The following is a 20,896-nucleotide window of genomic DNA, read 5'->3' as shown; positions in this document are numbered from 1 at the left end:
TAGCTCTTTCGCGTCGCCGTCCTAGAGGTTCGCGAAGTCAGCCAGAGTATGAACTACCAGCGGAATGAATTGCATGCCGCCGCCGTGACCGGCGTCGTCCAGAATATGGAGCTTGCTGGTCGTCCATCGCTTATGAAGTTGCCAGGCGGTGACCAGAGGACCGCTGACATCGAAGCGGCCGTGAATCAGCACGCCGGGGATGCCATTCAGCTTCGAGGCGTCGCGGATCAACTGACCATCCTCAAGAAATGCGGCATGACGCCAATAGTGCGTGACCAGCCTTGCAAATCTCAGCCGAAACCCCGGATCCTCGAACAGAGGATTCGGCCTGTGACCTGGAGTGAGCGAGACGTGGGCGGCCTCCCATGCGCACCATGCTTCGGCTGCTCGAGCGCGAACGGCTTCGTCGCCATCCGCGAGCATGGTCGCGTAAGCAGCGACAAGTCGCACCCCCCGCAGCTCTTGGGGGACAGTTTCGACAAAGCGATCCCATTCTTGGGGGAAAAGTCGTCCTACATCCTCGGTGATCCATTGCACCTCCCGCCGGGATGTCGTGGTCACAAATCCGAGCACCATAGCCTTTACCCTCTGCCGATGGGCGTGAGCGTAGGCTAGGGCGAGCGTGGTTCCCCACGACAGCGCGAGGATGACCCAGCTTTCGATGCCGAGCATCTCCCGAAGCCTCTCGATATCGGCAACAAGATGGTGCGTAGTATTGTTTGCGAGATTCGAACTCGGCTGGCTCGCGAGCGGAACGCTGCGGCCGCAGCCCCGCTGATCGAACAAGACTGCCCGGAAGATGGCCGGATCGAAGAACCTGCGCTGACCTGTGGAGCATCCCGTGCCTGGACCGCCGTGCAGTAACAACGCTGGCTTCCCGTTGGGATTGCCGCAGCACTCCCAATAGATCTGATGGCCATCTCGCGAGTCGAGCATCCCCGTCGTGTAGGGTTCGATAGCTGGAAATTGAGCCATTGCTTTCCTTCTTTTGATAGGGCCGATGGGCGCCGGCAAGAGCACGCAGGGAAAGCTGCTCGCAGAGGCGCTTGGTCTACCACAATGCTCGATGGATGACGTCCGATGGGCGTACTATCGGGAGATCGGGTTCGATGCCGGCGAGCAGCGGAAAATTGCTCGACAAGAAGGTATTCAGGGCGTTTATCGCTATTGGAAACCATTCGAGGTGCACGCTGTAGAGCGCTTGCTCGCCGAGCATCGAGACTGCGTCATCGATTTCGTCGCCCGACCTGCAAGTGTCGATTCAAATCCTGCGCAGCAGGATGAGCGGCCCTCCAGAGTCCCTCGACCTCAATATGCATTTCGTCCTCCATCGCTCCAATTGCGACTTAGCAAAGGTCGTGATCTATACGGAAGGCAAGACTCCAGAAGAGACCCGTGATGCCATTCTCGCGACTCTCTGCGCGCGGGCGTAATCCGATTTCTCAAGCCCGCTGTATGACGCAACGACCACCGACATCAACGAACAGCTTCCACATGAAGACGACGAAGACCGCTGCATCGAAGGACGCAAAAGAAGACACCCCCTCCCAACGCGTCGACGCCCGCATCGCGGCACTCGGCGATTGGCGCGGCGAGATGCTCGCGCGCGTCCGCGCGCTCATCAAGGCAGCCGACCCCGGCGTGGTCGAGGACGTGAAATGGAGAAAGCCGTCGAATGCCATGTCGGGTGTTCCGGTATGGGAGCACGCCGGCACCCTCTACACCGGCGAGACCTACAAGGACAAGGTGAAGCTGACCTTCGCCCATGGCGCCGCGCTCGACGACCCGAAAGGCCTCTTCAACGCCAGCCTCGACGGCAAGGTGAGGCGCGCCATCGATCTCCGCGACGGCGATAAGCTCGACGAAAAGGCGCTGAAGGCACTCGTTCGCGCCGCCGTGGCATTCAATATCTCGAAGACCGCTGCCGCGCGCCCCGCCCCCTCGCGGAAAAAACGCAAAAGCGCGTGAGCCGCTTCCCAAAACGATCGAGGGGCTCGTGACGAAACTGGCTTTCGTCACGAGCCCCTCGATATACGCCGCCGTCCGCAGAGCTCAATACCGCCGGATGAGCCCGACGAGCCGGCCCTGGATGTCCACCTGGTCGGGCCCGAAGATGCGCGTCTTGAACTCGGGGTTCGCCGCCTCGAGCGCGATGGTCGAGCCCTTCTTGCGCAAACGCTTCAGGGTCGCCTCTTCCTGCTCCACCAGCGCCACGACGATGTCGCCGTTCTCGGCCGTGTCGCAGCGGCGGATGATGACCGTATCGCCGTCGTGGATGCCGGCCTCGATCATCGAGTCGCCCTTCACTTCCAGCGCGAAGTGCTCGCCGTTGGTGAGCAGATCCGGCGGACAGGCGATGTCGTGCGTGTGGTGCTGGATCGCCGAGATCGGCACGCCGGCGGCGATGCGGCCCATGACCGGCACCGAAACCGTGCGGCTGTCGAGCATGTGCGAGGGAGGCGTTGCGATATTGCGCGCCTTGGCGCCCTCGATGACGCTCGGCTGAAATCCGATTCGCCTTGGCTCGGCGGATTGCGACGCCGATGCCGCGCTCACCGCCACGCTCGATGTCTCGGGGAGCTTCAGAACCTCGATGGCGCGCGCCCGGTGCGGCAGGCGGCGGATGAAGCCGCGCTCGACCAGCGCCGTGATGAGCCTGTGGATTCCGGATTTGCTCTTGAGATCGAGCGCATCCTTCATCTCGTCGAACGAGGGCGGAACGCCGTCGGCCTGCATGCGATCATGGATGAAGAGCAACAGCTCTTTCTGCTTCGAAGTCAGCATTGTGCCTCCCGTCAAAGGCCCGATACGCATGAGGCCGAGAGTTGGAATTGACGCGGCCGCGAAACACGCCGAGCGTTGAACACAGCGTGCGGACCTTCAGCGACCCGATGATGCTGCAACCGGGTGCATCGCAAGACTCACCTAAACAAATCGTGAATGTACCCTAATCGTTCCTGCAAGGTTCCGCAAGGCCCTCCGGGCGCATGGTCGTGTCTCAGTTTGAAATCAAACTGACACGACCGGGTGCTGGGGGTGCTGTCCGAGGACAGCACCGCCCTCCACGCGCCACGCGCTTGCGAGCCGGCGAACGTGATGTTTTGGCTGGACGGCCGGCGAGCACCGCTCCCGGGAACTTTTCTCGCGCATCGCCTCGAAAAATTTACCGTACCGCTCCAACGCCGGACTATCCGTTATCGGACGGACTATAGTCGCGACGTTACGATCTCTGGGTCACAGATCGAGGGTGGGACAATGAAAACCGTAGCAGGTTGGCGGATCCAAGTGACGCCGCAGTGCACCTATGCCGATCTCTCGACATTCATCTTCATGGATGTCGAGATCGCGGATGAGGCGAGCGCCATTGCCTTTGCGCGCAACCGTCCCGACGCCATCCCCGGCGAGCGCGTTTACTCGGTGCGTTCGCTGAGCGCGGAGGAGCTGCACAGGCCCGCCGTCACCGGTCTCTGACGCCGAAGCGCAGCGCTACTGCGCGAAATAGGCCGGTCCGACCGCGCCCGACCACTCGAACGCGCGCTTCGCTTTGGCAAGGCCGACCTGGCGCACTGCCATGGCGGGCTTGCGCTGCGGAGTACTTCTGATCGGCCGCGCCTTTCGCACCGGGCGGCCCGGACCACCCGTCGCATCCACCGAGAAAAGAGCAGGTTGATAACCGCGATCGTAGAGCCACCCGTTCTCCAGCCAGCCGAGCTGCCGTCCGTCGTAGGCATAGACCCGCTGGTCTTCCGTCAAGTATGCGATCGGCTTGCCGTCCCAGAGAAAAAGGTAGCGTCCGTCGGCGAGGTAGCAAACGACGTCGCCCGTCATCGAGTAGAAATCCAAGGCTCACCCACTCCAAATGCCCGTTACAGGCACCCGTATACCAGGGTGATGGTTAGCGATGGGTCAATCCAGCCGTTCGATCTCGACGCTCGCGCCGGCATCGAGCGCAGGGGTGTCAGGCGCCCGCCAAATCAGGCCGTCCGCCTTCGCCAACGCACTGAGAAGCGACGAATCCTGCGACGCCAGCGGCGTCACGGTCAGCGCGCCCGCCGTATCGCGCCCGAGCGTCGCGCGCATGAGATGCAGCCGCGGCCCGTTGGCTTCCAACGCCGCCGTGAGCGTCGCCGTCTCCGTCACGCGCGCTTCCGCAGGCGCACCGAGCAGCGCCTTGATCAGCGGCACCAGAAACACGCGCCCCGTGACGAGCGCCGAAACCGGATTGCCGGGCAGGCCGAGCACGCGCATGGCGCCGAGACGGCCGAACATCAAAGGCTTCCCGGGCCGCAGCGCGATCTTCCAGAACGCGAGATCGAGCCCCTGGGCTTTCAACGCCGCCCCGACCAGATCGTGATCGCCGACGGAGGCACCACCGATGGTGATGAGAATGTCCGCGCCGCGCGCCTCCCCAATGCGCGCCGCGAGCTCGTCCAGGCGGTCCGGTGCGATGCCGAGCGGCTTTGCAACGCCGCCCGCCTGCGCGACAAGCGCCGCGAGACCGAGCGGATTCGACGAGACGATCTGATCCGGCCCCGGACGCACGCCGGGAGGCACCAGCTCATCGCCGGTTGCCAGGATCGCCACCACCGGCCGCCGCGCGACAGTGACGTCGCCGTAGCCCATGGCCGCTGCCAGCGTCACCGTATGCGCATCGAGCCGCCGCCCGCGCCCGAGCAGCACGTCGCCGGCCGTGAAGTCCACGCCCGCGGCGCGAATGTTGGCGCCTGCCGCCGTCGCATCGATGGCCGTGATGCGCTCGCCGGCACGCGACACGTTCTCCTGGATGACGACGGTGCCCGCGCCGGCCGGCACCGGCGCGCCGGTGAAGATGCGCACCGCCTGTCCGGGCGCCACCGCGCCTTGGAACCCGCGCCCCGCAGCGGACTCGCCGATCACCGTCCATTGCGTGCCGATCGCGGCCGCGCCGTCGCCATGCACCGCATAGCCGTCCATGGCCGAGGCGGCGAACGGCGGCTGCGTAAGACGGGCGGCAAGATCTCGCGTCAGCACCCGCCCGCAGGCGTCCTCGAGCGGCACCACCTCCTCGTCCGGCGGCCCGATGTCGGCCAGCACCTGGGCGAGCGCGTCCGCGACCGGCAGCAGCGCCATGCGCCTAGCCTCCGGACTTCTGCGGCGGGCCCGGCGAGGGGCGCGACGGCGCCACGTAGTCGCCCGAGCGCCCGCCCGACTTCTTGACCAGACGGATACCGCCGATCTCCATGCCGCGGTCGGCAGCCTTCAGCATATCGTAGAGCGTGAGCGCGGCCACGGAGACCGCTGTCAGCGCCTCCATCTCGACGCCCGTCGGCCCAGTGACGCTCACCTCCGCGCGGATATGCAACCCGGGGGGCGTCTCGGAGGGCGCGAACTCGACCGCAGCCTTCGACAGCGCCAGCGGATGACAGAGCGGAATCAGCTCGCTCGTTTTTTTTGCCGCCATGATGCCGGCAATGCGGGCGGCAGCCAGCACGTCGCCCTTGGTCGCGCCGCCCGAGATTACGAGCGCCAGCGTCTCCGCCGTCATGGCAACGAAGCCTTCGGCAACCGCCGTGCGCTGGGTGGCATCCTTAGCGCCCACGTCCACCATGCGTGCCCGCCCGGAGTCGTCGAGATGCGTGAGCTTGCTCATGCGGCCTCCGGTGTGAGCAGCGCTTTCGTCGCGGCCGTTACGTCCGCTTGGCGCATCAGGCTTTCGCCGACCAGAAACGTCGCGACGCCGACCTTCTTCAGCCGCGCGATATCGGCGGGCGTGAAGATGCCGCTCTCGCCGATGACGATACGATCGGCCGGCACGCGCGGCGCCAGATCCTCCGTCGTCGCAAGCGTGGTCTCGAAGGTCTTGAGGTTGCGGTTGTTGATGCCGATCAGGCGACAGGGGAGTCGAAGCGCGCGGTCGAGTTCGGCCGCGTCGTGCACCTCCACGATCGCATCCATGCCCCAGTCCTTGGCGGCCGACGCGAGATCGGCGGCGAGCGCGTCATCCACTTCCGCCATGATGATCAGGATGCAGTCGGCGCCCCACGCGCGCGCTTCGACGACCTGATAGGTGTCGATCATGAAATCCTTGCGTAGCACCGGCAGCGAGACCGCCTCGCGCGCCTTGGTCAGGAATTCCGGAGCACCCTGAAACGAAGGTCCATCAGTCAGGATCGAGAGGCACGCCGCGCCGCCGGCTTCGTAGGCGCGGGCGAGGAGAGGGGGGTTGAAATCGGCACGGATGAGCCCCTTCGACGGCGACGCTTTCTTGATCTCGGCGATCAGCGCTGGCTCACCGGCGCGATGCTTGGCGTCGAGAGCACCTGCGAAGCTCCTCACGCGCGGGGCGCTACGGGCATATTCCGCCAGTACCTGCAGCGGCAACGCCGCCTGCGCCGCAGCAACCTCTTCGCGTTTGTACTTCGTGATCTTGTCGAGAATGTCGGCCATATCGAACTTTACGTTGGGTGAGGAGCGCGTGCTAGCGCCCCGTGTTGCAAGCGTGAACGGTCGTGTTCGCTCATTCGCCCTTGAGATACGCGGTCTCCTTCACCAGCAGATCGCGCCCGATGGTGAGGCAATCGGCATCGATGGTGTTCGGCACCATGTCGATGCCGATGTTGTGACCACCGGTCGAAATGGCCCATTTGTGCTCGATGCAACTCTTGATCATCTGACCCGCATGCTTGGCAGCTGCGGGCCCGTCGAAGCGCGTGGCTTCGACCAGCTCCGCTCGGAAATCCTGGTAGGCCTTTTGCAGGGCCGCGTAGGCATCGGCATGACGCTTGCGAACCTCGCAGACATCGCGAACCGCCTGGTCCATCTGCGGCTTCTCCCACTCGACGACCTCTTCGACGAACACCCGGCACGCGGCCTCGGAGGCGTCGACCTTGCCTTCTTCGTCGTAGCCGACGACGAGGGTCTTCGGCATCGTCGCGTTCTCCGCCGATGCAGGCGCGAGTGAAGCAGATGAGACGAGAAGGGCAATCAGGACAGGAGCAGCGGTGCGGACCATGGGTGAAGCCTCGATACGGAGCAAAGGCGAACGATAGCACAACGCCCGCGCATTGCCGCGCGCCCGGCGCGGCGGTGTGGTTAAGCCGGCGCCTGACTGATGGCGATGAGCGTGTCCAGAGCCGCTGCGGCCCGTCCCGAGCCGATGGACTCTTCCCCCAGCGCCACGCCCTCGATGAGAGACGAGGCGCGACCGGCCACGACAAGCGCCGCCGCCGCATTGAGAAGCACGATGTCGCGATAGGGCCCTTTGGCGCCGCCGAGCAGATCTTTGAGAGCGCGCGCGTTGTGGGCGGCATCGCCGCCCTTGAGCTCCGCCAGCGAGACGCGAGTGAGCCCCGCCTCCTCCGGCGTCACCTCGAACGTCGTGATCTTACCCTGGTCGAGACAGGAGACGATCGATGGCCCCGTGGTCGAAAGCTCGTCGAGCCCGTCGTGGCCGTGCACGACCCACGCCCGTTCCGAGCCCAGCGCGCGCAGCACCTCGGCGATCGGGCTCACCCATTCCGGCGCGAACACGCCGATCACGTGACGGCGCACGTTGGCCGGATTGCAGATCGGGCCGAGCAGGTTGAAAAGCGTGCGCACGCCGAGTTCGGCACGTGCCGCCCCCCAGGCCTTGAAAGCGGGATGGTGCTGCGGCGCCCAAAGAAAGCCGACGCCCGCGTCCTCCACGGCGCGCACGATCAGCGCCGCCGCGCAGTCGAGCTTGACGCCGAGCGCCGAGAGCACGTCCGACGCGCCCGAGAGCGAAGATACGGAGCGGTTGCCGTGCTTCGCCACCTTGAGGCCCGCGCCGGCCGCAACCAGCGCCGCGCCCGTCGAGACATTGAACGTGCCGTGCCCGTCGCCGCCCGTGCCGACGATATCGATGGCCTCCGGGGACACGGAAATGGCGCTCATCTTTTCGCGCATGGCGCGCGCCGCGCCGGCGATCTCATCCACTGTTTCGCCGCGCACGCGCAGGCCCATAAGGAACGCCGCCATCTGCGCCGGCGTCCCGTCGGCCGTCAGCGCATCGACTGCGTCCGCCATTGCTTGTGGAGAGAAGCGCTGTCCCGCGGCGACGGCTTGCAGCACACCCTTGACGCCAACCGCGCTGCTCATCGTGCCCCCGATGCCTCGCCGTTACGCAGCATCGCGCGGACGCGAGGCATTGCGACGCCGCGGGTTCAGGCCCGCGATGTCGAGGAAGTTGGCGAGCAGGGCGTGGCCCTGCTCCGAGGCGATGCTCTCGGGGTGGAATTGCACGCCATGCACCGGATGCGTCTTGTGCATCAGGCCCATGATGATGCCGTCGTCCGTCTCGGCGTTGACCTCGAGACAATCCGGCAGGCTTTTGCGCTCGACGATCAGCGAATGATAGCGCGTCACCTCGATCTTGGGCGGCAGGCCCTCGAACACACCCTTGTCCGTGTGCGTGATCGTGGAGAGCTTGCCGTGCATCGGCTCCGGCGCGCGGATCACCTTCCCACCGTAGGCTTGCCCGATGGATTGGTGGCCGAGGCAGACGCCCAGGATCGGGATCTTGGATCCGGCTTTCGCGATCAGATCAAGGCACACGCCGGCTTCGTTGGGCGTGCACGGGCCGGGCGACAGCACGATCGCCTTCGGCTTCATCTTGATGACCTCTTCGGCCGTCACCTTGTCGTTGCGGATGACCTCGCTCGTGCTGCCGAGCTCGCCCAGAAAATGCACGAGATTGTAGGTGAAGCTGTCGTAGTTATCGATCAGGACGAGCATTTCTGAGCAGGCCTCGGGGGATCCAGGAGACGCCAGCCGGCCCGGCGTCCCAATGCCCTGATGTGGGTGTAGAAACCTGGCGCGCAAGCGTCAAGCGCGGGGCGGGCTGAATTGGCTGAGGAGACCCCGGAAAGGGCTCTCCCCCTGGGCGTCAGAAGCAATTATAAGTGGCCCCATGACCCAGCACGATCCGATCAAGCCGAACTCGCGCGTCGCCATCGGCGCGTTCTCCGCCGCCAACGACGCCCCTATCGTCGTCTTCGCCGGTCCCTGCCAGATGGAAAGCCGCGCGCATGCGTTGGAGATGGCGGGCGCGTTGAAGGAGGTGGCCGGCCGGCTCGGCCTCGGGCTCGTCTACAAGTCATCCTTCGACAAGGCCAACCGCACGTCGCTCTCCGGCAAGCGCGGCATCGGCCTCGACGCGGCCATCGACGTCTTCGCCGAGATCCGCGAGAAGCTCGGCCTCCCCATCGTCACCGACGTGCACGAAAAGGAGCAGTGCGCCGCCGTGGCACCGGTCGCCGACGTGCTGCAGATTCCAGCCTTTCTCTGCCGCCAGACCGATCTTTTGATCGCCGCCGCCAAGACTGGCCGTGTCATCAAGGTCAAGAAGGGGCAGTTTCTGGCCCCTTGGGACATGAAGAACGTGGTGGCCAAGATCGTCGGTTCCGGCAATCCGAACGTGCTCCTGACCGAGCGCGGCACGTCCTTCGGCTACAACACGCTGGTGGTCGACATGCGCAGCTTGCCGCAGATGGCCGAGACCGGCGCGCCGGTGATCTTCGACGCCACCCACGCCGTGCAGCAACCGGGCGGCCTCGGCGGCAGCTCGGGCGGCGACCGTCGCTTCGTGCCGGTGCTCGCGCGCGCCGCTGTGGCTGTGGGTGTCGCGGGGCTCTTCATCGAGACCCACGAGGCGCCCGACATCGCGCCCTCCGACGGGCCCAATATGCTGCCGCTCAAGGATTTCGAGCCGCTGATGCGCGAACTGATGGCGCTCGACGCGCTGACGAAGAGCCGCGCGGCGGTCTAGCCTCGGCTGGACGGCGTTATTTTTGGCGATCCGCACCACCGAACAGAGGCGGCTTGTGCTCGCTCGCCATCAGGCAGATGCAACCGGCGTTCGGGCAGGCAACCGGATGATGGCGCGCATCCTCGTCGAGATCCGCCACATCTCCAGCCAGAAAAGTCCCGAACTCGTCTGAATAGCTTCCGCGGAGCACGAGGGTGAGCTCCCAGCCTACGTGACCGTGCTCGGGAAACGAGCCGCCCGGCGCAACCTTGAGCAGGCGCAAGTCCCCGCAAGCTCCTGGCGACAGAGCAATGGCGTGCGTCCATATCCCGCGCGCCACCGGCTCCCACGTCATCCCGTCCAGGCAAGGTCCGACGCAAGAGACCAGGAACTGGGGAATCTCGCCCGCACTGAGCACGCACGGCTTGCTCGTTTCAACATCGTCCGCTTCCGCAGCTCGAAGCTTCACGACGGGAGGAGGAACAGCAACACTTTCGGGCTCGAGCTTTTCGAACAGCGCCACGCCGATCTTCTGCATGCGACGCACTTCGGCGCGACACTGGGGGCACACGGCAAGATGCGACGCGATGACGGCTGCACAAGCCTCGGGCTGGCTCCCGGCCGAGCAGCACATCAACGTCGAGACATCCGGGTGATGCGTGATCGTCATCGTCATAGCTATCTCAAGTCCTCGAGCGCATCGCGGATCTTCTGGTACGCGAGGCGCATGCGCGATTTCACCGTGCCGAGCGGTAAATCCAGTCGCGTGGCGATCTCGCTGTGCGACAGACCCTCGATAAACGCGAGATTGACCACTTCGGATTGGTCCGGCGGCAATTCAGAGAGCATGGCACGCACCCGCTCGGCGCGTTCGCGCTCCGAAAGGTCCTCTTCGGGCGACGGATCTTCCGACGGGCGTTCGTCATTGTTCTCGGGCAAAGGCTGCCAGACCACCTCCTTGCGCAGGCGGTCGATGCGAAGATTGCGTGCGATCGTGAAGATCCACGTTGTCGCACTGCCCTTTTCATCGGAGTAGAGCGCCGCCTTCCGCCACACAGCGAGCAAGGTTTCCTGCGCAAGCTCCTCCGCGGTGGCGGCGTCGGCCCCCTGCCGCAGCATGTAAGATTTCACGCGCGGCGCATACGCTTCGAAGAGCGCCTTGAAGGCTTCGACGTCGCCATTCGCGGCAACACGTTGCAGGAGATCAGCCATCGTCCTCGGGGCATCGGCAGCAAGGGATCGCCGGGCGCGTCCCTCTTGGAGAACCTTGAGCATACCCGAACCCCGCGGCCAATCCAGCGACGTGCTTAAAAGCGCGTCATCCGCCCCATTTTGGGGACATACGCAGGAAACGGGCCTTTGGATCGGCAAATGCGCGCACGGAGGCCGGAACACTGGACGCGGGCCCTGCCGGCCTGTGAAGATAGGTACCAAACCCCTCCACCGACTCGGTGAACGATGCTGCACGTGACGCTGTCCGAGATCGCTTTGTTGCTCGCTGCGATGGCCATCGCACCACCGTTGGCGCGCCGCTTTGGCATCGGCACCGTGCTGGGCTACCTGCTGGCGGGCATCCTGCTCGGCCCGCACGTTCTGCGCCACGTCTTCACGCCGTACGACGCCCACGAGATTCTTGAGCTTTCCGAGTTCGGCATCGTCTTCCTGCTGTTCCTGATCGGTCTCGAGCTGCGCCCAAAGCGCCTCTGGGCCATGCGCAATGCCATCTTCAATCTCGGCGGCGCTCAGGTGCTTGTGACGGGCCTACTGCTGGCCGCGGCCGCGATCGTCTTCGGGCTCACCTGGAAGCCGGCCCTGTTCGTCGGGCTGGCGCTTGCGCTGTCCTCGACCGCGTTCGCGCTGCAGGTGATGGAGGAGCAGGGCGACCTCGCGGCACGCCACGGCCGCTTGGGCTTCGCCGTGCTGCTGTTCCAGGACCTTGCCGCCATCCCGCTGATCGCACTGGCACCGCTGTTTGCCACCACCGCTGCCGACGTCGTGAGCACCATGGACTTTAAGGCCGCCGTCCGCGGTTTGGCTGTCATCGTCATCGTTGTGCTGATCGGTCACTTCGTGCTCGACAAGCTCCTGCGCCTCGTCGCCCGCACGCAGGTCAAGGAGGCCATGACGGCCGCCGGCCTGCTGACCGTCGTCGGCGTCGCCATGCTGATGCAGATGGCCGGCCTGTCGGCCGCGCTGGGGGCCTTCATCGCCGGTGCGCTTCTGGCCGAAAGTTCCTACCGCCATCAGCTCGAGGCCGATCTGCAACCTTTCCAGGGCTTGCTCCTGGGCCTCTTTTTCACCGCCATCGGCATGTCGATGGATCTCACGATCCTCTTTGCTGATCCGGTGAAGGTGCTGCTGCTCGCAGCCGCCCTTGTGGCGACAAAGACCTTGATCCTCTACGGGCTCGGCCGCCGCTCGGGCCTCGCATCGCGGCCGGCAGTGCGCCTCGGCCTGTCGCTGAGCCAGGGCGGCGAGTTCGCGTTCGTGCTGCTCACGGCCGCCGTCGCCCAGGGTGTGCTGTCCGACCCCATGAGCGATCTCCTCGTCCTCGTGGTTACGCTCTCCATGGCGGCGACGCCCCTGTTGCTCGCCGCCGAGCGGTTCCTGGCAACACGGCGGACCGCGCAAGGCGCGTTGCCCGTCTACGACGACAAGCTCCCATCCAAGGACGAGCACGTCGTCATTGCCGGCTTCGGACGCTACGGCCAGATCGTCGCTCGCATCCTGCGCGGCAAGAAAATCCCCCTTATCGCCCTGGAGATCTCGGCCGAGCAGGTGGATCTCGTGCAGAAATTCGGCTCCAAGGCGTTCTATGGTGACGCCAGCCGACCCGAAATTCTTGAGGCGGCCCAGATTGGCAAGGCGCGCGCCTTCGTTATCGCCATCGACGATATCGAAGCATCCCTGCGTGCGGCGGAGTACGTGCGCACCCGCCATCCGGACGTGCCCGTTTTCGCCCGCGCCCGCAACCGCAACCACGCCCACAAGCTGCTCGATGCCGGCGTCACCAACATTCAGCGCGAGACGTTCCTTTCGGCTCTCGAAACCACGCGCGAGATCCTGGTCGGCCTCGGCCACACCGAGCGCGAGAGCGAGCGCGTGATCGAGACCTTCCGCGAGCACGACGAGCGCCGCCTCATGGAGGACTACGCCCACTACAGCGACATGGAAAAGCTGCAGGCCAAGGCCCGGAGCGACCTCGCCACGCTGGAGCAGCTTTTTGCCGAGGATGCGGCCGAGCAGGCGCGTGAAAAGGACAACAAGCCGCCGAAAGCCGCCAAACCTCCCGCACCCGCTGCGCTGCCCCAGGAGAAGCCGCTGGCTCCGGATGCGCCGGTTGCCGAGCAGACGCCTTGAATTGGCGCGTGCTGCACTGCACATGAGCCCGCGTGTGGATACGTCGCGCGCGCCTTTAGCGCGGTAGACGCGGCCCCATCCCCCCGTTAAATGTGCCCCCAATTCATTTTGCGGGAAGGACCGGGCAGCAATGGGTGAGGCAGCAGAGACGAAATCGGCGCCGGTGGGCACCCGGGACATGGCGAACGCGATCCGCGCCCTCGCCATGGACGCGGTGCAGAAGGCCAACTCCGGCCACCCGGGCATGCCGATGGGCATGGCCGACGTCGCCACCGTGCTGTTCACGGACGTACTGCGCTTCGACCCCAAGGACCCCACCTGGGCGAACCGCGATCGCTTCGTGCTCTCCGCCGGTCACGGCTCCATGCTGCTCTATTCGCTGCTGTACCTCACGGGCTATCCGGACATGGACATCGGCCAGCTGGAAAACTTCCGGCAGCTCGGCTTCCGCACGGCTGGCCACCCCGAGTACGGCCACGCGCCCGGCATCGAGACCACCACCGGCCCCCTCGGGCAGGGCATCGGCAACGCCGTCGGCATGGCGCTCGCCGAGCGTCTGCTCAACGCCCGCTTCGGCGACGATCTGGTGGCCCATCACACCTATTGCCTTGCCGGCGACGGCTGCCTGATGGAGGGCATCAGCCAGGAGGCTATTTCGCTCGCCGGCCATTTGAAGCTCGGCAAGCTGATCGTGCTCTGGGACGACAATTCGATTTCCATCGACGGCCCGACCAGCTTGTCCGTGTCCGACAATCAGGTGGCCCGCTTCGAGGCCTCGGGCTGGAACACCATCCGTGTCGATGGCCACGATCCGAAAGCCATCTCCGCAGCTCTGAAGAAGGCCCGCGGCGACAGCGCCAAACCCTGGCTGATCGCCTGCAAGACGGTGATCGGCTACGGCGCACCGACCAAGGCCGGCAAGTCGTCGACCCATGGCGAGCCGCTCGGCGCCGAGGAGATCAAGGGCACGCGCGAAAAGCTCGGCTGGAGCGCGGCACCTTTTGAAATTCCGTCTCCCGTCCTCGACGCCTGGCGCGCGCTCGGCGCCAAGGGTGCGGCCGAGAACGCCGCCTGGAAAAAGCGTCTAGACAAGGCGCCGGCCGAGGCCAAGGCCGCTTTCGAGACACCGGCCGCCGCTTCGCGCACCAAAACCATCGCCGACGCCATCGCCGCCGCCAAGGCACAGTTCGCCGCCGACACGGCCAAGCGCGCGACCCGCGTCTGGTCGCAGCTGACGCTCGAGCATCTCGTGCCCGCCGTTCCGGAGCTGCTCGGAGGATCGGCCGATCTCACGCCCTCCAACGGCACGCGCACCAAGCATCACAAGGCCATCGAGCCCGGCAATTTCACCGGTGATTACATCCACTACGGCGTGCGCGAGCACGGCATGGCTGCCGCCATGAACGGCATCGCGCTGCATGGCGGCTTCATTCCGTACGGTGCCACGTTCCTCGTTTTCACCGACTACTGCCGCCCCTCGATCCGCCTCTCCGCGCTCATGCATCAGCGCGTCATCTACGTCATGACGCACGATAGCATTGGCCTCGGCGAGGACGGCCCCACGCACCAGCCTATCGAGCACTTGGCCGCGCTGAGAGCCATCCCGAACCTGCTCGTGCTCCGCCCGGCGGACGCGCTGGAGACGGCCGAAGCCTGGGAGATCGCGCTCTCGAACACCGCGCGGCCCACCGTTCTCGCGCTTTCGCGCCAGGCCGTGCCGACCGTGCTCCGCAGCGGAGCCGCAGCGGAGAACGCATCCGCCAAGGGCGGCTATGTGGTGAGCGGCGGCAAGAAGCGCGACGTCACGCTCATCGCCACCGGCTCCGAGGTCGGGCTCGTCGCCGAGGCCGCAGCCGCGCTGGCAAAAGACGGTATCAACGCCGCCGTCGTCTCACTGCCGTCGTTCGAGCTGTTCCGCACCCAGCCGCAATCCTACCGTGAAGAGGTGCTCGGCACCGCGCCGCGCATCGCCGTCGAGGCTGCTGTTGCCCAGGGGTGGCACGAATGGCTGCGTCCGGGCGATCGCTTCATCGGCCTCTCGGACTTCGGCGTCTCGGCGCCCGGCCCGAAGGCGTTCGAGCACTTCGGCCTGACCGCCGCCAAGATCGCCGACGCCGCCCGCGACATCACCAAGAAAGCTTGAGACACAAATGGATCTCGACAAGCTCAAGACGACCGACGGCCTCGACCTCTCAGGCAAGCGCGTGCTCGTGCGCGCCGACCTCAACGTGCCGGCCAAGAATGGCGTCGTCACGGATGCGACGCGTCTCGAGCGGGTCGTGCCGGGACTCAAAAGCCTCGCCAGCCGCGGCGCCCGCGTGATCGTGCTGTCCCACTTCGGCCGCCCCAAGGATGGCCCCGACCGGGAGAACTCGCTGGCTCCGGTGGCCGCCGAGCTCGGCAAGCTCGCCGGGCTGCCGGTCGCGCTCGCGCCGGACTGTGTGGGTGACGCTGCCGGCAGCGCCGTCACCGCGCTCCCCAATGGCGGCATCATCGTGCTTGAAAACACGCGCTTCCACAAAGGTGAGGAGAAGAACGACCCCGAGTTCACGAAGGCGCTCGCAGCGCTGGGCGACATCTTCGTCAACGATGCTTTCTCGGCGGCCCATCGCGCCCATGCCTCGACCGAAGGCCTGGCGCGCCTCCTTCCGGCCTATGCAGGGCCCTTGATGATGGAGGAGATCAACGCGCTGCGTAAGGCGCTCGAGAATCCGAAGCGCCCCGTCGCAGCCGTCGTCGGCGGCGCCAAGGTCTCGACCAAGATCCCGGTTCTCACCAATCTCTCCGCCAAGGTCGACAAGCTGATCATCGGCGGCGGCATGGCCAACACATTCCTCCTCGCTGGCGGCCTCGAGATCGGCCGCTCGCTGGCCGAGCCCGACCTCGTCGAGACGGCGCGCGAGATCATGCACGCGGCCAAGTCCCGCAGCTGCGAGATCGTGCTGCCGCAGGACCTCGTCGTCGCCGAGCGCTTCGAGGCCGGCGCGCCCGCCCGCACCGTGCTGACCACCGACGTCGAGCCGGCCGACATGATCCTCGACGTCGGGCCGAAGGCAGTTGGTCACTATGTCGATGTGCTGTCGCGTTGCGAGACGCTGCTCTGGAACGGCCCCCTCGGCGCCTTCGAGATCGCGCCCTTCGGCGAGGGCACGTTTGCGCTCGCGCGTGCTGCGGCGGAGCGCACCAAAGCCGGAACACTCGTCTCCGTCGCCGGTGGCGGCGATACGGTGGCGGCCCTCAACGCAGCCGGCGTGACCGACGACTTCACTTACGTCTCGAGCGCCGGCGGAGCCTTCCTCGAATGGCTCGAAGGCCGTGAGCTCCCTGGCGTCGCCGCGCTTGCGAAGTAGGGGAGTGAACCTTGTTTGCTGAAGCCCACCTTTATCTCGGCGTCGCGCTCGCGGGTCTGGTGAGCTTCCTGTCCCCATGCGTGTTGCCCCTCGTGCCGCCCTATCTCGGCTACCTCGGAGGTACAACCTTCGAGGAGCTGTCGCACGAGAAGGGGCTCGAGCGGACCGTGTGGCGCCGCGTCGTGCTGGCGTCGATTTTCTTCGTGCTGGGCTTCACCACGGTTTTCATCGCGCTCGGCGCCAGCGCGTCGCTCATCGGGCAATTCATCCAGACCTGGCGCGCCGAGCTGTCCATGGCCGCGGGAGTCGTCATCATTCTCTTCGGCCTGCATTTCCTCGGGCTGCTGCACATTCCATTCCTGGCCACCGACACGCGCTATCATCACGCCAACGAGGGCGCGAGCTTCGCCGGTGCCTACGTGATGGGTCTCGCCTTTGCCTTCGGCTGGACACCCTGCATCGGCCCCATCCTTTCGACCGTGCTGGCGCTGGCCGCCAACGAGGCGAGCCTCGGAGCGGGCGTGCGCCTGCTCGCCGTTTATTCTCTGGGGCTCGGTGTTCCGTTTGTTCTGGCGGCCGTCGCCATCCGCCCGTTCTTGTCTTTCATGCAGCGTTTCCGCCGCCATCTGGGTCTCATGGAGAAGCTCATGGGTGCGCTCCTGGTGCTGACCGGCATCGCCTTCCTCAACGTCTTCGACTGGTTCTCCATCCAGTCGCTCGGACAGTGGCTGATCGAAACCTTCCCCGGGCTCGCCCGCATCGAGGAGCTGATGACCCCCGAGAAGCTGCAGCAGGACCTGCGCAACTTCACGCCCGGAGGCTAGCCCGTGACGGAAGGCAAGCACGGCAGGCCGATCGCGCTCACCATCGCCGGCTCCGACAGCTCGGGCGGTGCCGGCATCCAGGCCGACCTCAAGACGTTCTCGGCGCTGGGTGTCTATGGCGCCACCGTCATCACCGCTATCACGGCGCAGAACACCCAGGGCGTACAGGGCGTGCTGACACTGCCGCCCGACATCATTGCAGCCCAGATGTCATCGGTTGCCTCCGACCTCGCCGTCAGGGCCGTCAAGACCGGCATGCTCGGCGACCGCGCCACCGTCGAGACCGTAGCGGACGGCTTCCATCAGTTTGGTGGCGCCCCACTGGTGGCCGACCCGGTCATGGTGGCGACGAGCGGCGACGTGCTGCTCGCCCCCGACGCCATCGATGCGGTGCGCACGCGCCTGTTCCCCATTGCCACCATCGTCACGCCCAACCTGCGTGAAGCCGCCCGTCTGCTCGATGCGCCGGTGGCCGTGACCGAAGCCGAGATGGAAGCCCAGGGCCGCGCACTCCTGGCACTCGGCGCCAAAGCCGTGTTGATGAAGGGCGGACATGGCGAAGGTCCCGAGGCCATCGACCTCCTCGTGCGCAGGGAAGGATCCGAACGGTTCAGCGCGCCGCGCGTCGCCACCCGCAACACGCATGGCACCGGCTGTACGCTGGCCGCTGCCATCGCCGCCCGTCTCGCCGAAGGTGATGATCTGGCGGCCGCCGTCGGCGCCGCGAAAGCGTACGTCTGGAAGGCCATCGAAGCCGGCCGCACGCTCGGCGTCGGCAAAGGAGACGGTCCCGTCGACCATCTGCACGCCCTACGCAAATCCGAGACAAGATCCTGATATCGAGTGCAGATTCCGATCCCTAAAAATCGGCATCCGGATCGTCGTCAATGTGCATGTGACATCAATGCATCGCCGGATGCCGAATGCGATGCCTCAATGCCGCCACGGTCTTGTCTCGCGCGCTCCCTTCTGCAACTCTCCCCCTCGTGCAGCGCCGACGTCGGGGGGCGATCGAGCAGCGCACAACTAGACTACGACTCTTTGGGGGGAGCCGACCGGCGATCAGGGACGTCGTTCAGCTCAATGAAAACCGGTCCGGGCCATCCGGGCCGGTTTTCTTTGTTTGGAGTGGCCGGCGATCTCGCGCGGCCGGCAGGATCTCCTCGCGCTCGGACAACGCCTCTGCTAAACGCGCCGGCACAACCTGGGCATGACCCGGGGCACAGACGGACCGCGGGGCATGGGGCGAGACAGTCACGACGACGCCGAGGGGAGGGGCATCGGCACCGCCTCCGTCCGCACATCCTATAGCCTCCGTCTTGCGGCGTTCTACGGCGCGCTGTTCACGATCTACGGCGTCCATCTTCCGTATCTGCCCGTCTGGCTCGACGTGCGGGGGCTCTCGGCCGAGGAAATCGCCGTTATCACCGCCGCTCCGTATTTCCTGCGTGTCTTCATCACGCCCACGGTGGCGTTGTGGGGCGACCGTACCGAAACGCATCGCATGCTGATCAACGCGCTCGCGTGGCTTGTCGTGCTCCTTGCGCTCCTGTTCGCTCAGGCCCAGGGCTTCTGGCCGATTTTTCTTCTCGCCGTTCCGTTTGCCATTGCGCTGTCGACCACCGTCCCCCTGACAGAAACCATTGCCGTCGCCGGTGTGCGCGCGCATGGGCTCGACTATGGACGCATGCGCCTCTGGGGCTCGCTCACATTCGTCGCCGCGGGCTTTGTCGGCGGCTGGCTGATCGACCACGTGGGCGCGGGCGCCGTCGTCGGCTGTATCATTGCCGGTGCCTTCGCAACGGCCGTTTGCGCCTGGTTCCTGCCGGAACGCGCCAACACCGTCGCCGCGGCCGATCTTTCAAAAGGCAAATCTCCGGCAGGTCAGGCAGCCGACGCGCCGGTCGTTGCAGACGTTATCCACGAGGTGGAGACGATTCCCGCGGTCGCCATCGAAGGATCGCCATTGCGCCAAGAGCAGGGCCCAGCATCGAGGAGCGGCAATTTCAGCGACGCCCGAAAGCTCATCGTCAATCCGGTGTTCCTCGCTTTCCTCGTAGCGGCTGGCGCCGCACAGGGGAGCCACGGCATGTTCTACGCATTCGGCGCCCTGCAATGGCATGCGCAAGGGGTGTCGAACGCCTGGGTCGGCGCGTTGTGGGCCATCGCCATTGCGGGTGAGGTGGTGCTCTTCGCCTATTCGGGTCGTGTGGTCCGCCGCTGGGGCGCCGAGACGCTATTGCTCGCAGCCACCGCTGCGTCCGTGGCGCGATGGATCATGATGAGCTTTGCGCCGCCGCTCCCTTTGCTGATCCCGCTGCAGACACTGCACACCTTGACCTATGGCGCCTCCCACCTGGGCGCCATGCATTTCATTTCGCGCGCCGTGCCCGAAGGAACGCAAGGCACCGCGCAGGCCCTCTATGCAACCGTGGCGTCGGGACTCGTGATGGGCGCCGCGACGCTGACGTCGGGCTGGATCTGGGCGCGTATCGGCGGCCACGCCTACCTCGCCATGGCCGCACTCGCCGCCGTGGGTCTCGCCGCGGCGCTCTTTATCCGCGCCCGGTGGACCGGCAGTCTTCTCTGGAACGATACGCCCGACCGCGCCTAGGCACTTAGCCCCAGAGCTGCGGAGGAGGCGGATGAAGCAGGCCGCCCTCGAAACGCGCCGGTGGATCTCGGTCGCTGGCCAGCAGCAGAGGGCCGTCGAGATCGGCCCACTGGGCGCCGTGTGCCACCAGAAACGCCGGCGCCACGGCGAGCGACGTCGCCACCATAGAGCCGACCATCACCTGAAGACCGGCATCGAGCGCGGCCTTGCGCAACGCCAGCGCCTCGGTGAGCCCGCCCGTTTTGTCGAGCTTGATGTTGATGGCCGCGTAGCGGTGCACGAGCGCGGCGAGATCGGCCCGCGTATGCACGCTCTCATCCCCGCAGACGGGAACGGAATGCATGAGCCCGTCGAGCATGTCGTCCGCCCCTGCCGGCAGCGGCTGCTCGATCAGCTCGAAACGGCTTTCGTCGGCTGCTCCGAGAAAGGGGCCGACCATGTCCTCGGTCCAGGCCTCGTTGGCATCCGCGACCAGCCGCGCGTCGGGACGCGCCTGCCGTACGGCCGCCATACGCGCCATGTCCCCATCGCCGCCGAGCTTGAGCTTCAGGAGCCTGTGTGCGGCCGCCTCGCGCGCGGCGCGCGCCATCGCCTCGGGCGTGTCGAGGCTCAGCGTGAAGCACGTCTCCACGGCCGTCGCGGGTTTGACCCCCGCAAGCTCGGCCACGGAAACGCCTGACGACTTCGCTTCCAGATCCCACAGCGCACAGTCGAGCGCATTGCGCGCCGCGCCGGCCGGAAGCGCAGTGTTGAGCACTGCGCGGCTCTCGAGCGCGCCCGGGATGCGGATTGCCGCCTCGATCGCCGCCACGACGCTCTCCGGCGTTTCGCCGTAACGGGCATAGGGCGTGCATTCGCCGTGCCCGGACGTCGTCCCGTTGGAAAGCGTGACCGCAACCACGACGGCGTCCGTCTTTGCTCCGCGCGAAATGACGAACGGCACGTTCAGCGGAAAACGCTCGATCGCAACGGCAAGGGTGACGGACATCTGAGAGACCCGGGC

Annotated in this window: 21 protein-coding genes; 9 read left to right on the top strand and 12 right to left on the bottom strand. The window is 66.0% G+C overall.

What is annotated here, in order from left to right; translation table 11 throughout:
* Positions 1–21: 21 nt before the first annotated feature.
* On the bottom strand, positions 22–975 hold the full coding sequence (gene pip / locus QZV93_RS13575; RefSeq protein ID WP_295559164.1) for a prolyl aminopeptidase: 954 nt from the start codon (positions 973–975) through the stop codon (positions 22–24).
* 519 nt (positions 976–1,494) lie between these two features.
* Here pip and QZV93_RS13570 point away from each other — a divergent pair.
* Entirely contained in the window at positions 1,495–1,968 is a 474-nt protein-coding gene (locus tag QZV93_RS13570) for a DUF1801 domain-containing protein (RefSeq protein WP_295559163.1), read from the top strand.
* Between the two features lie 84 nt (positions 1,969–2,052).
* On the opposite strand, the gene lexA is transcribed toward QZV93_RS13570, so the two are convergent.
* Positions 2,053–2,784, bottom strand: coding sequence for a transcriptional repressor LexA (gene lexA / locus QZV93_RS13565; RefSeq protein WP_295559162.1), 732 nt, complete (start codon positions 2,782–2,784; stop codon positions 2,053–2,055).
* Between the two features lie 471 nt (positions 2,785–3,255).
* Here lexA and QZV93_RS13560 point away from each other — a divergent pair, with 471 nt between their 5' ends.
* The gene (locus tag QZV93_RS13560) at positions 3,256–3,471 is read left to right on the top strand and encodes a hypothetical protein (RefSeq protein WP_295559161.1); all 216 of its coding nucleotides are present in this window, start codon (positions 3,256–3,258) and stop codon (positions 3,469–3,471) included.
* A 15-nt stretch (positions 3,472–3,486) separates the two neighbouring features.
* On the opposite strand, the gene QZV93_RS13555 is transcribed toward QZV93_RS13560, so the two are convergent.
* The 7 genes from QZV93_RS13555 to QZV93_RS13525 all read right to left on the bottom strand — a co-directional run bounded on the left by QZV93_RS13555 (position 3,487) and on the right by QZV93_RS13525 (position 8,733).
* On the bottom strand, positions 3,487–3,828 hold the full coding sequence (locus QZV93_RS13555; protein ID WP_295559160.1) for a 4-fold beta flower protein: 342 nt from the start codon (positions 3,826–3,828) through the stop codon (positions 3,487–3,489).
* Between the two features lie 78 nt (positions 3,829–3,906).
* Positions 3,907–5,109, bottom strand: coding sequence for a gephyrin-like molybdotransferase Glp (glp, locus tag QZV93_RS13550; protein WP_295559159.1), 1,203 nt, complete (start codon positions 5,107–5,109; stop codon positions 3,907–3,909).
* Positions 5,110–5,113: 4 nt separating this feature from the next.
* Positions 5,114–5,629: a cyclic pyranopterin monophosphate synthase MoaC gene (gene moaC / locus QZV93_RS13545; RefSeq protein ID WP_295559158.1), complete on the bottom strand. Its 516-nt coding sequence runs from the start codon at positions 5,627–5,629 to the stop codon at positions 5,114–5,116.
* Positions 5,626–6,426: an indole-3-glycerol phosphate synthase TrpC gene (gene trpC / locus QZV93_RS13540; RefSeq protein ID WP_295559157.1), complete on the bottom strand. Its 801-nt coding sequence runs from the start codon at positions 6,424–6,426 to the stop codon at positions 5,626–5,628. The genes moaC and trpC overlap by 4 nt, the downstream gene beginning before the upstream one ends.
* Before the next feature lie 70 nt (positions 6,427–6,496).
* The gene (locus QZV93_RS13535) at positions 6,497–6,907 is read right to left on the bottom strand and encodes a hypothetical protein (protein WP_295559156.1); all 411 of its coding nucleotides are present in this window, start codon (positions 6,905–6,907) and stop codon (positions 6,497–6,499) included.
* A 164-nt stretch (positions 6,908–7,071) separates the two neighbouring features.
* Entirely contained in the window at positions 7,072–8,097 is a 1,026-nt protein-coding gene (trpD, locus tag QZV93_RS13530; RefSeq protein WP_295559155.1) for an anthranilate phosphoribosyltransferase, read from the bottom strand.
* 21 nt (positions 8,098–8,118) lie between these two features.
* Entirely contained in the window at positions 8,119–8,733 is a 615-nt protein-coding gene (locus QZV93_RS13525) for an aminodeoxychorismate/anthranilate synthase component II (protein WP_295559154.1), read from the bottom strand.
* A gap of 175 nt (positions 8,734–8,908) precedes the next feature.
* Between QZV93_RS13525 and kdsA the strand changes: the two genes are divergently transcribed.
* The gene (gene kdsA / locus QZV93_RS13520; RefSeq protein WP_295559153.1) at positions 8,909–9,766 is read left to right on the top strand and encodes a 3-deoxy-8-phosphooctulonate synthase; all 858 of its coding nucleotides are present in this window, start codon (positions 8,909–8,911) and stop codon (positions 9,764–9,766) included.
* 16 nt (positions 9,767–9,782) lie between these two features.
* Here kdsA and QZV93_RS13515 read toward each other — a convergent pair whose 3' ends face one another.
* Both QZV93_RS13515 and QZV93_RS13510 read right to left on the bottom strand, forming a co-directional pair.
* Positions 9,783–10,421, bottom strand: coding sequence for a cupin domain-containing protein (locus tag QZV93_RS13515; RefSeq protein ID WP_295559152.1), 639 nt, complete (start codon positions 10,419–10,421; stop codon positions 9,783–9,785).
* 2 nt (positions 10,422–10,423) lie between these two features.
* Positions 10,424–10,957 carry a sigma-70 family RNA polymerase sigma factor gene (locus QZV93_RS13510; protein ID WP_295559151.1) on the bottom strand — a complete coding sequence of 178 codons (534 nt, stop codon included), beginning with the start codon at positions 10,955–10,957 and terminating at the stop codon, positions 10,424–10,426.
* A 246-nt stretch (positions 10,958–11,203) separates the two neighbouring features.
* Between QZV93_RS13510 and QZV93_RS13505 the strand changes: the two genes are divergently transcribed.
* The 6 genes from QZV93_RS13505 (at position 11,204) to QZV93_RS13480 (ending at position 19,893) form a co-directional block, all read left to right on the top strand.
* On the top strand, positions 11,204–13,105 hold the full coding sequence (locus QZV93_RS13505; protein WP_295559150.1) for a monovalent cation:proton antiporter-2 (CPA2) family protein: 1,902 nt from the start codon (positions 11,204–11,206) through the stop codon (positions 13,103–13,105).
* A gap of 130 nt (positions 13,106–13,235) precedes the next feature.
* On the top strand, positions 13,236–15,248 hold the full coding sequence (gene tkt, locus QZV93_RS13500) for a transketolase (protein ID WP_295559149.1): 2,013 nt from the start codon (positions 13,236–13,238) through the stop codon (positions 15,246–15,248).
* Positions 15,249–15,255: 7 nt separating this feature from the next.
* Entirely contained in the window at positions 15,256–16,455 is a 1,200-nt protein-coding gene (locus tag QZV93_RS13495) for a phosphoglycerate kinase (RefSeq protein ID WP_295559148.1), read from the top strand.
* 11 nt (positions 16,456–16,466) lie between these two features.
* Positions 16,467–17,279 (top strand): cytochrome c biogenesis CcdA family protein, encoded by an 813-nt coding sequence (locus tag QZV93_RS13490; RefSeq protein WP_295559147.1) that lies wholly within the window; start codon positions 16,467–16,469, stop codon positions 17,277–17,279.
* Between the two features lie 3 nt (positions 17,280–17,282).
* A complete protein-coding gene (gene thiD / locus QZV93_RS13485; RefSeq protein ID WP_295559146.1) occupies positions 17,283–18,116 on the top strand; it encodes a bifunctional hydroxymethylpyrimidine kinase/phosphomethylpyrimidine kinase in 834 nt (277 codons plus the stop codon).
* A 403-nt stretch (positions 18,117–18,519) separates the two neighbouring features.
* Complete coding sequence (locus QZV93_RS13480; RefSeq protein WP_295559145.1) at positions 18,520–19,893, top strand: MFS transporter; 1,374 nt, start codon at positions 18,520–18,522, stop codon at positions 19,891–19,893.
* Between the two features lie 4 nt (positions 19,894–19,897).
* Here the strand turns inward: QZV93_RS13480 and dgcA are convergent, their stop codons facing one another.
* Entirely contained in the window at positions 19,898–20,881 is a 984-nt protein-coding gene (gene dgcA / locus QZV93_RS13475) for an N-acetyl-D-Glu racemase DgcA (RefSeq protein ID WP_295559144.1), read from the bottom strand.
* Between the last annotated feature and the right edge of the window lie 15 nt (positions 20,882–20,896).

This window comes from uncultured Hyphomicrobium sp. (genome assembly GCF_902826555.1).
In the GTDB taxonomy this organism is placed as follows: domain Bacteria; phylum Pseudomonadota; class Alphaproteobacteria; order Rhizobiales; family Hyphomicrobiaceae; genus Hyphomicrobium_C.
Note: the sequence above shows the minus strand (reverse complement) of the source record. Positions and strands in the feature narration are given on the sequence as shown.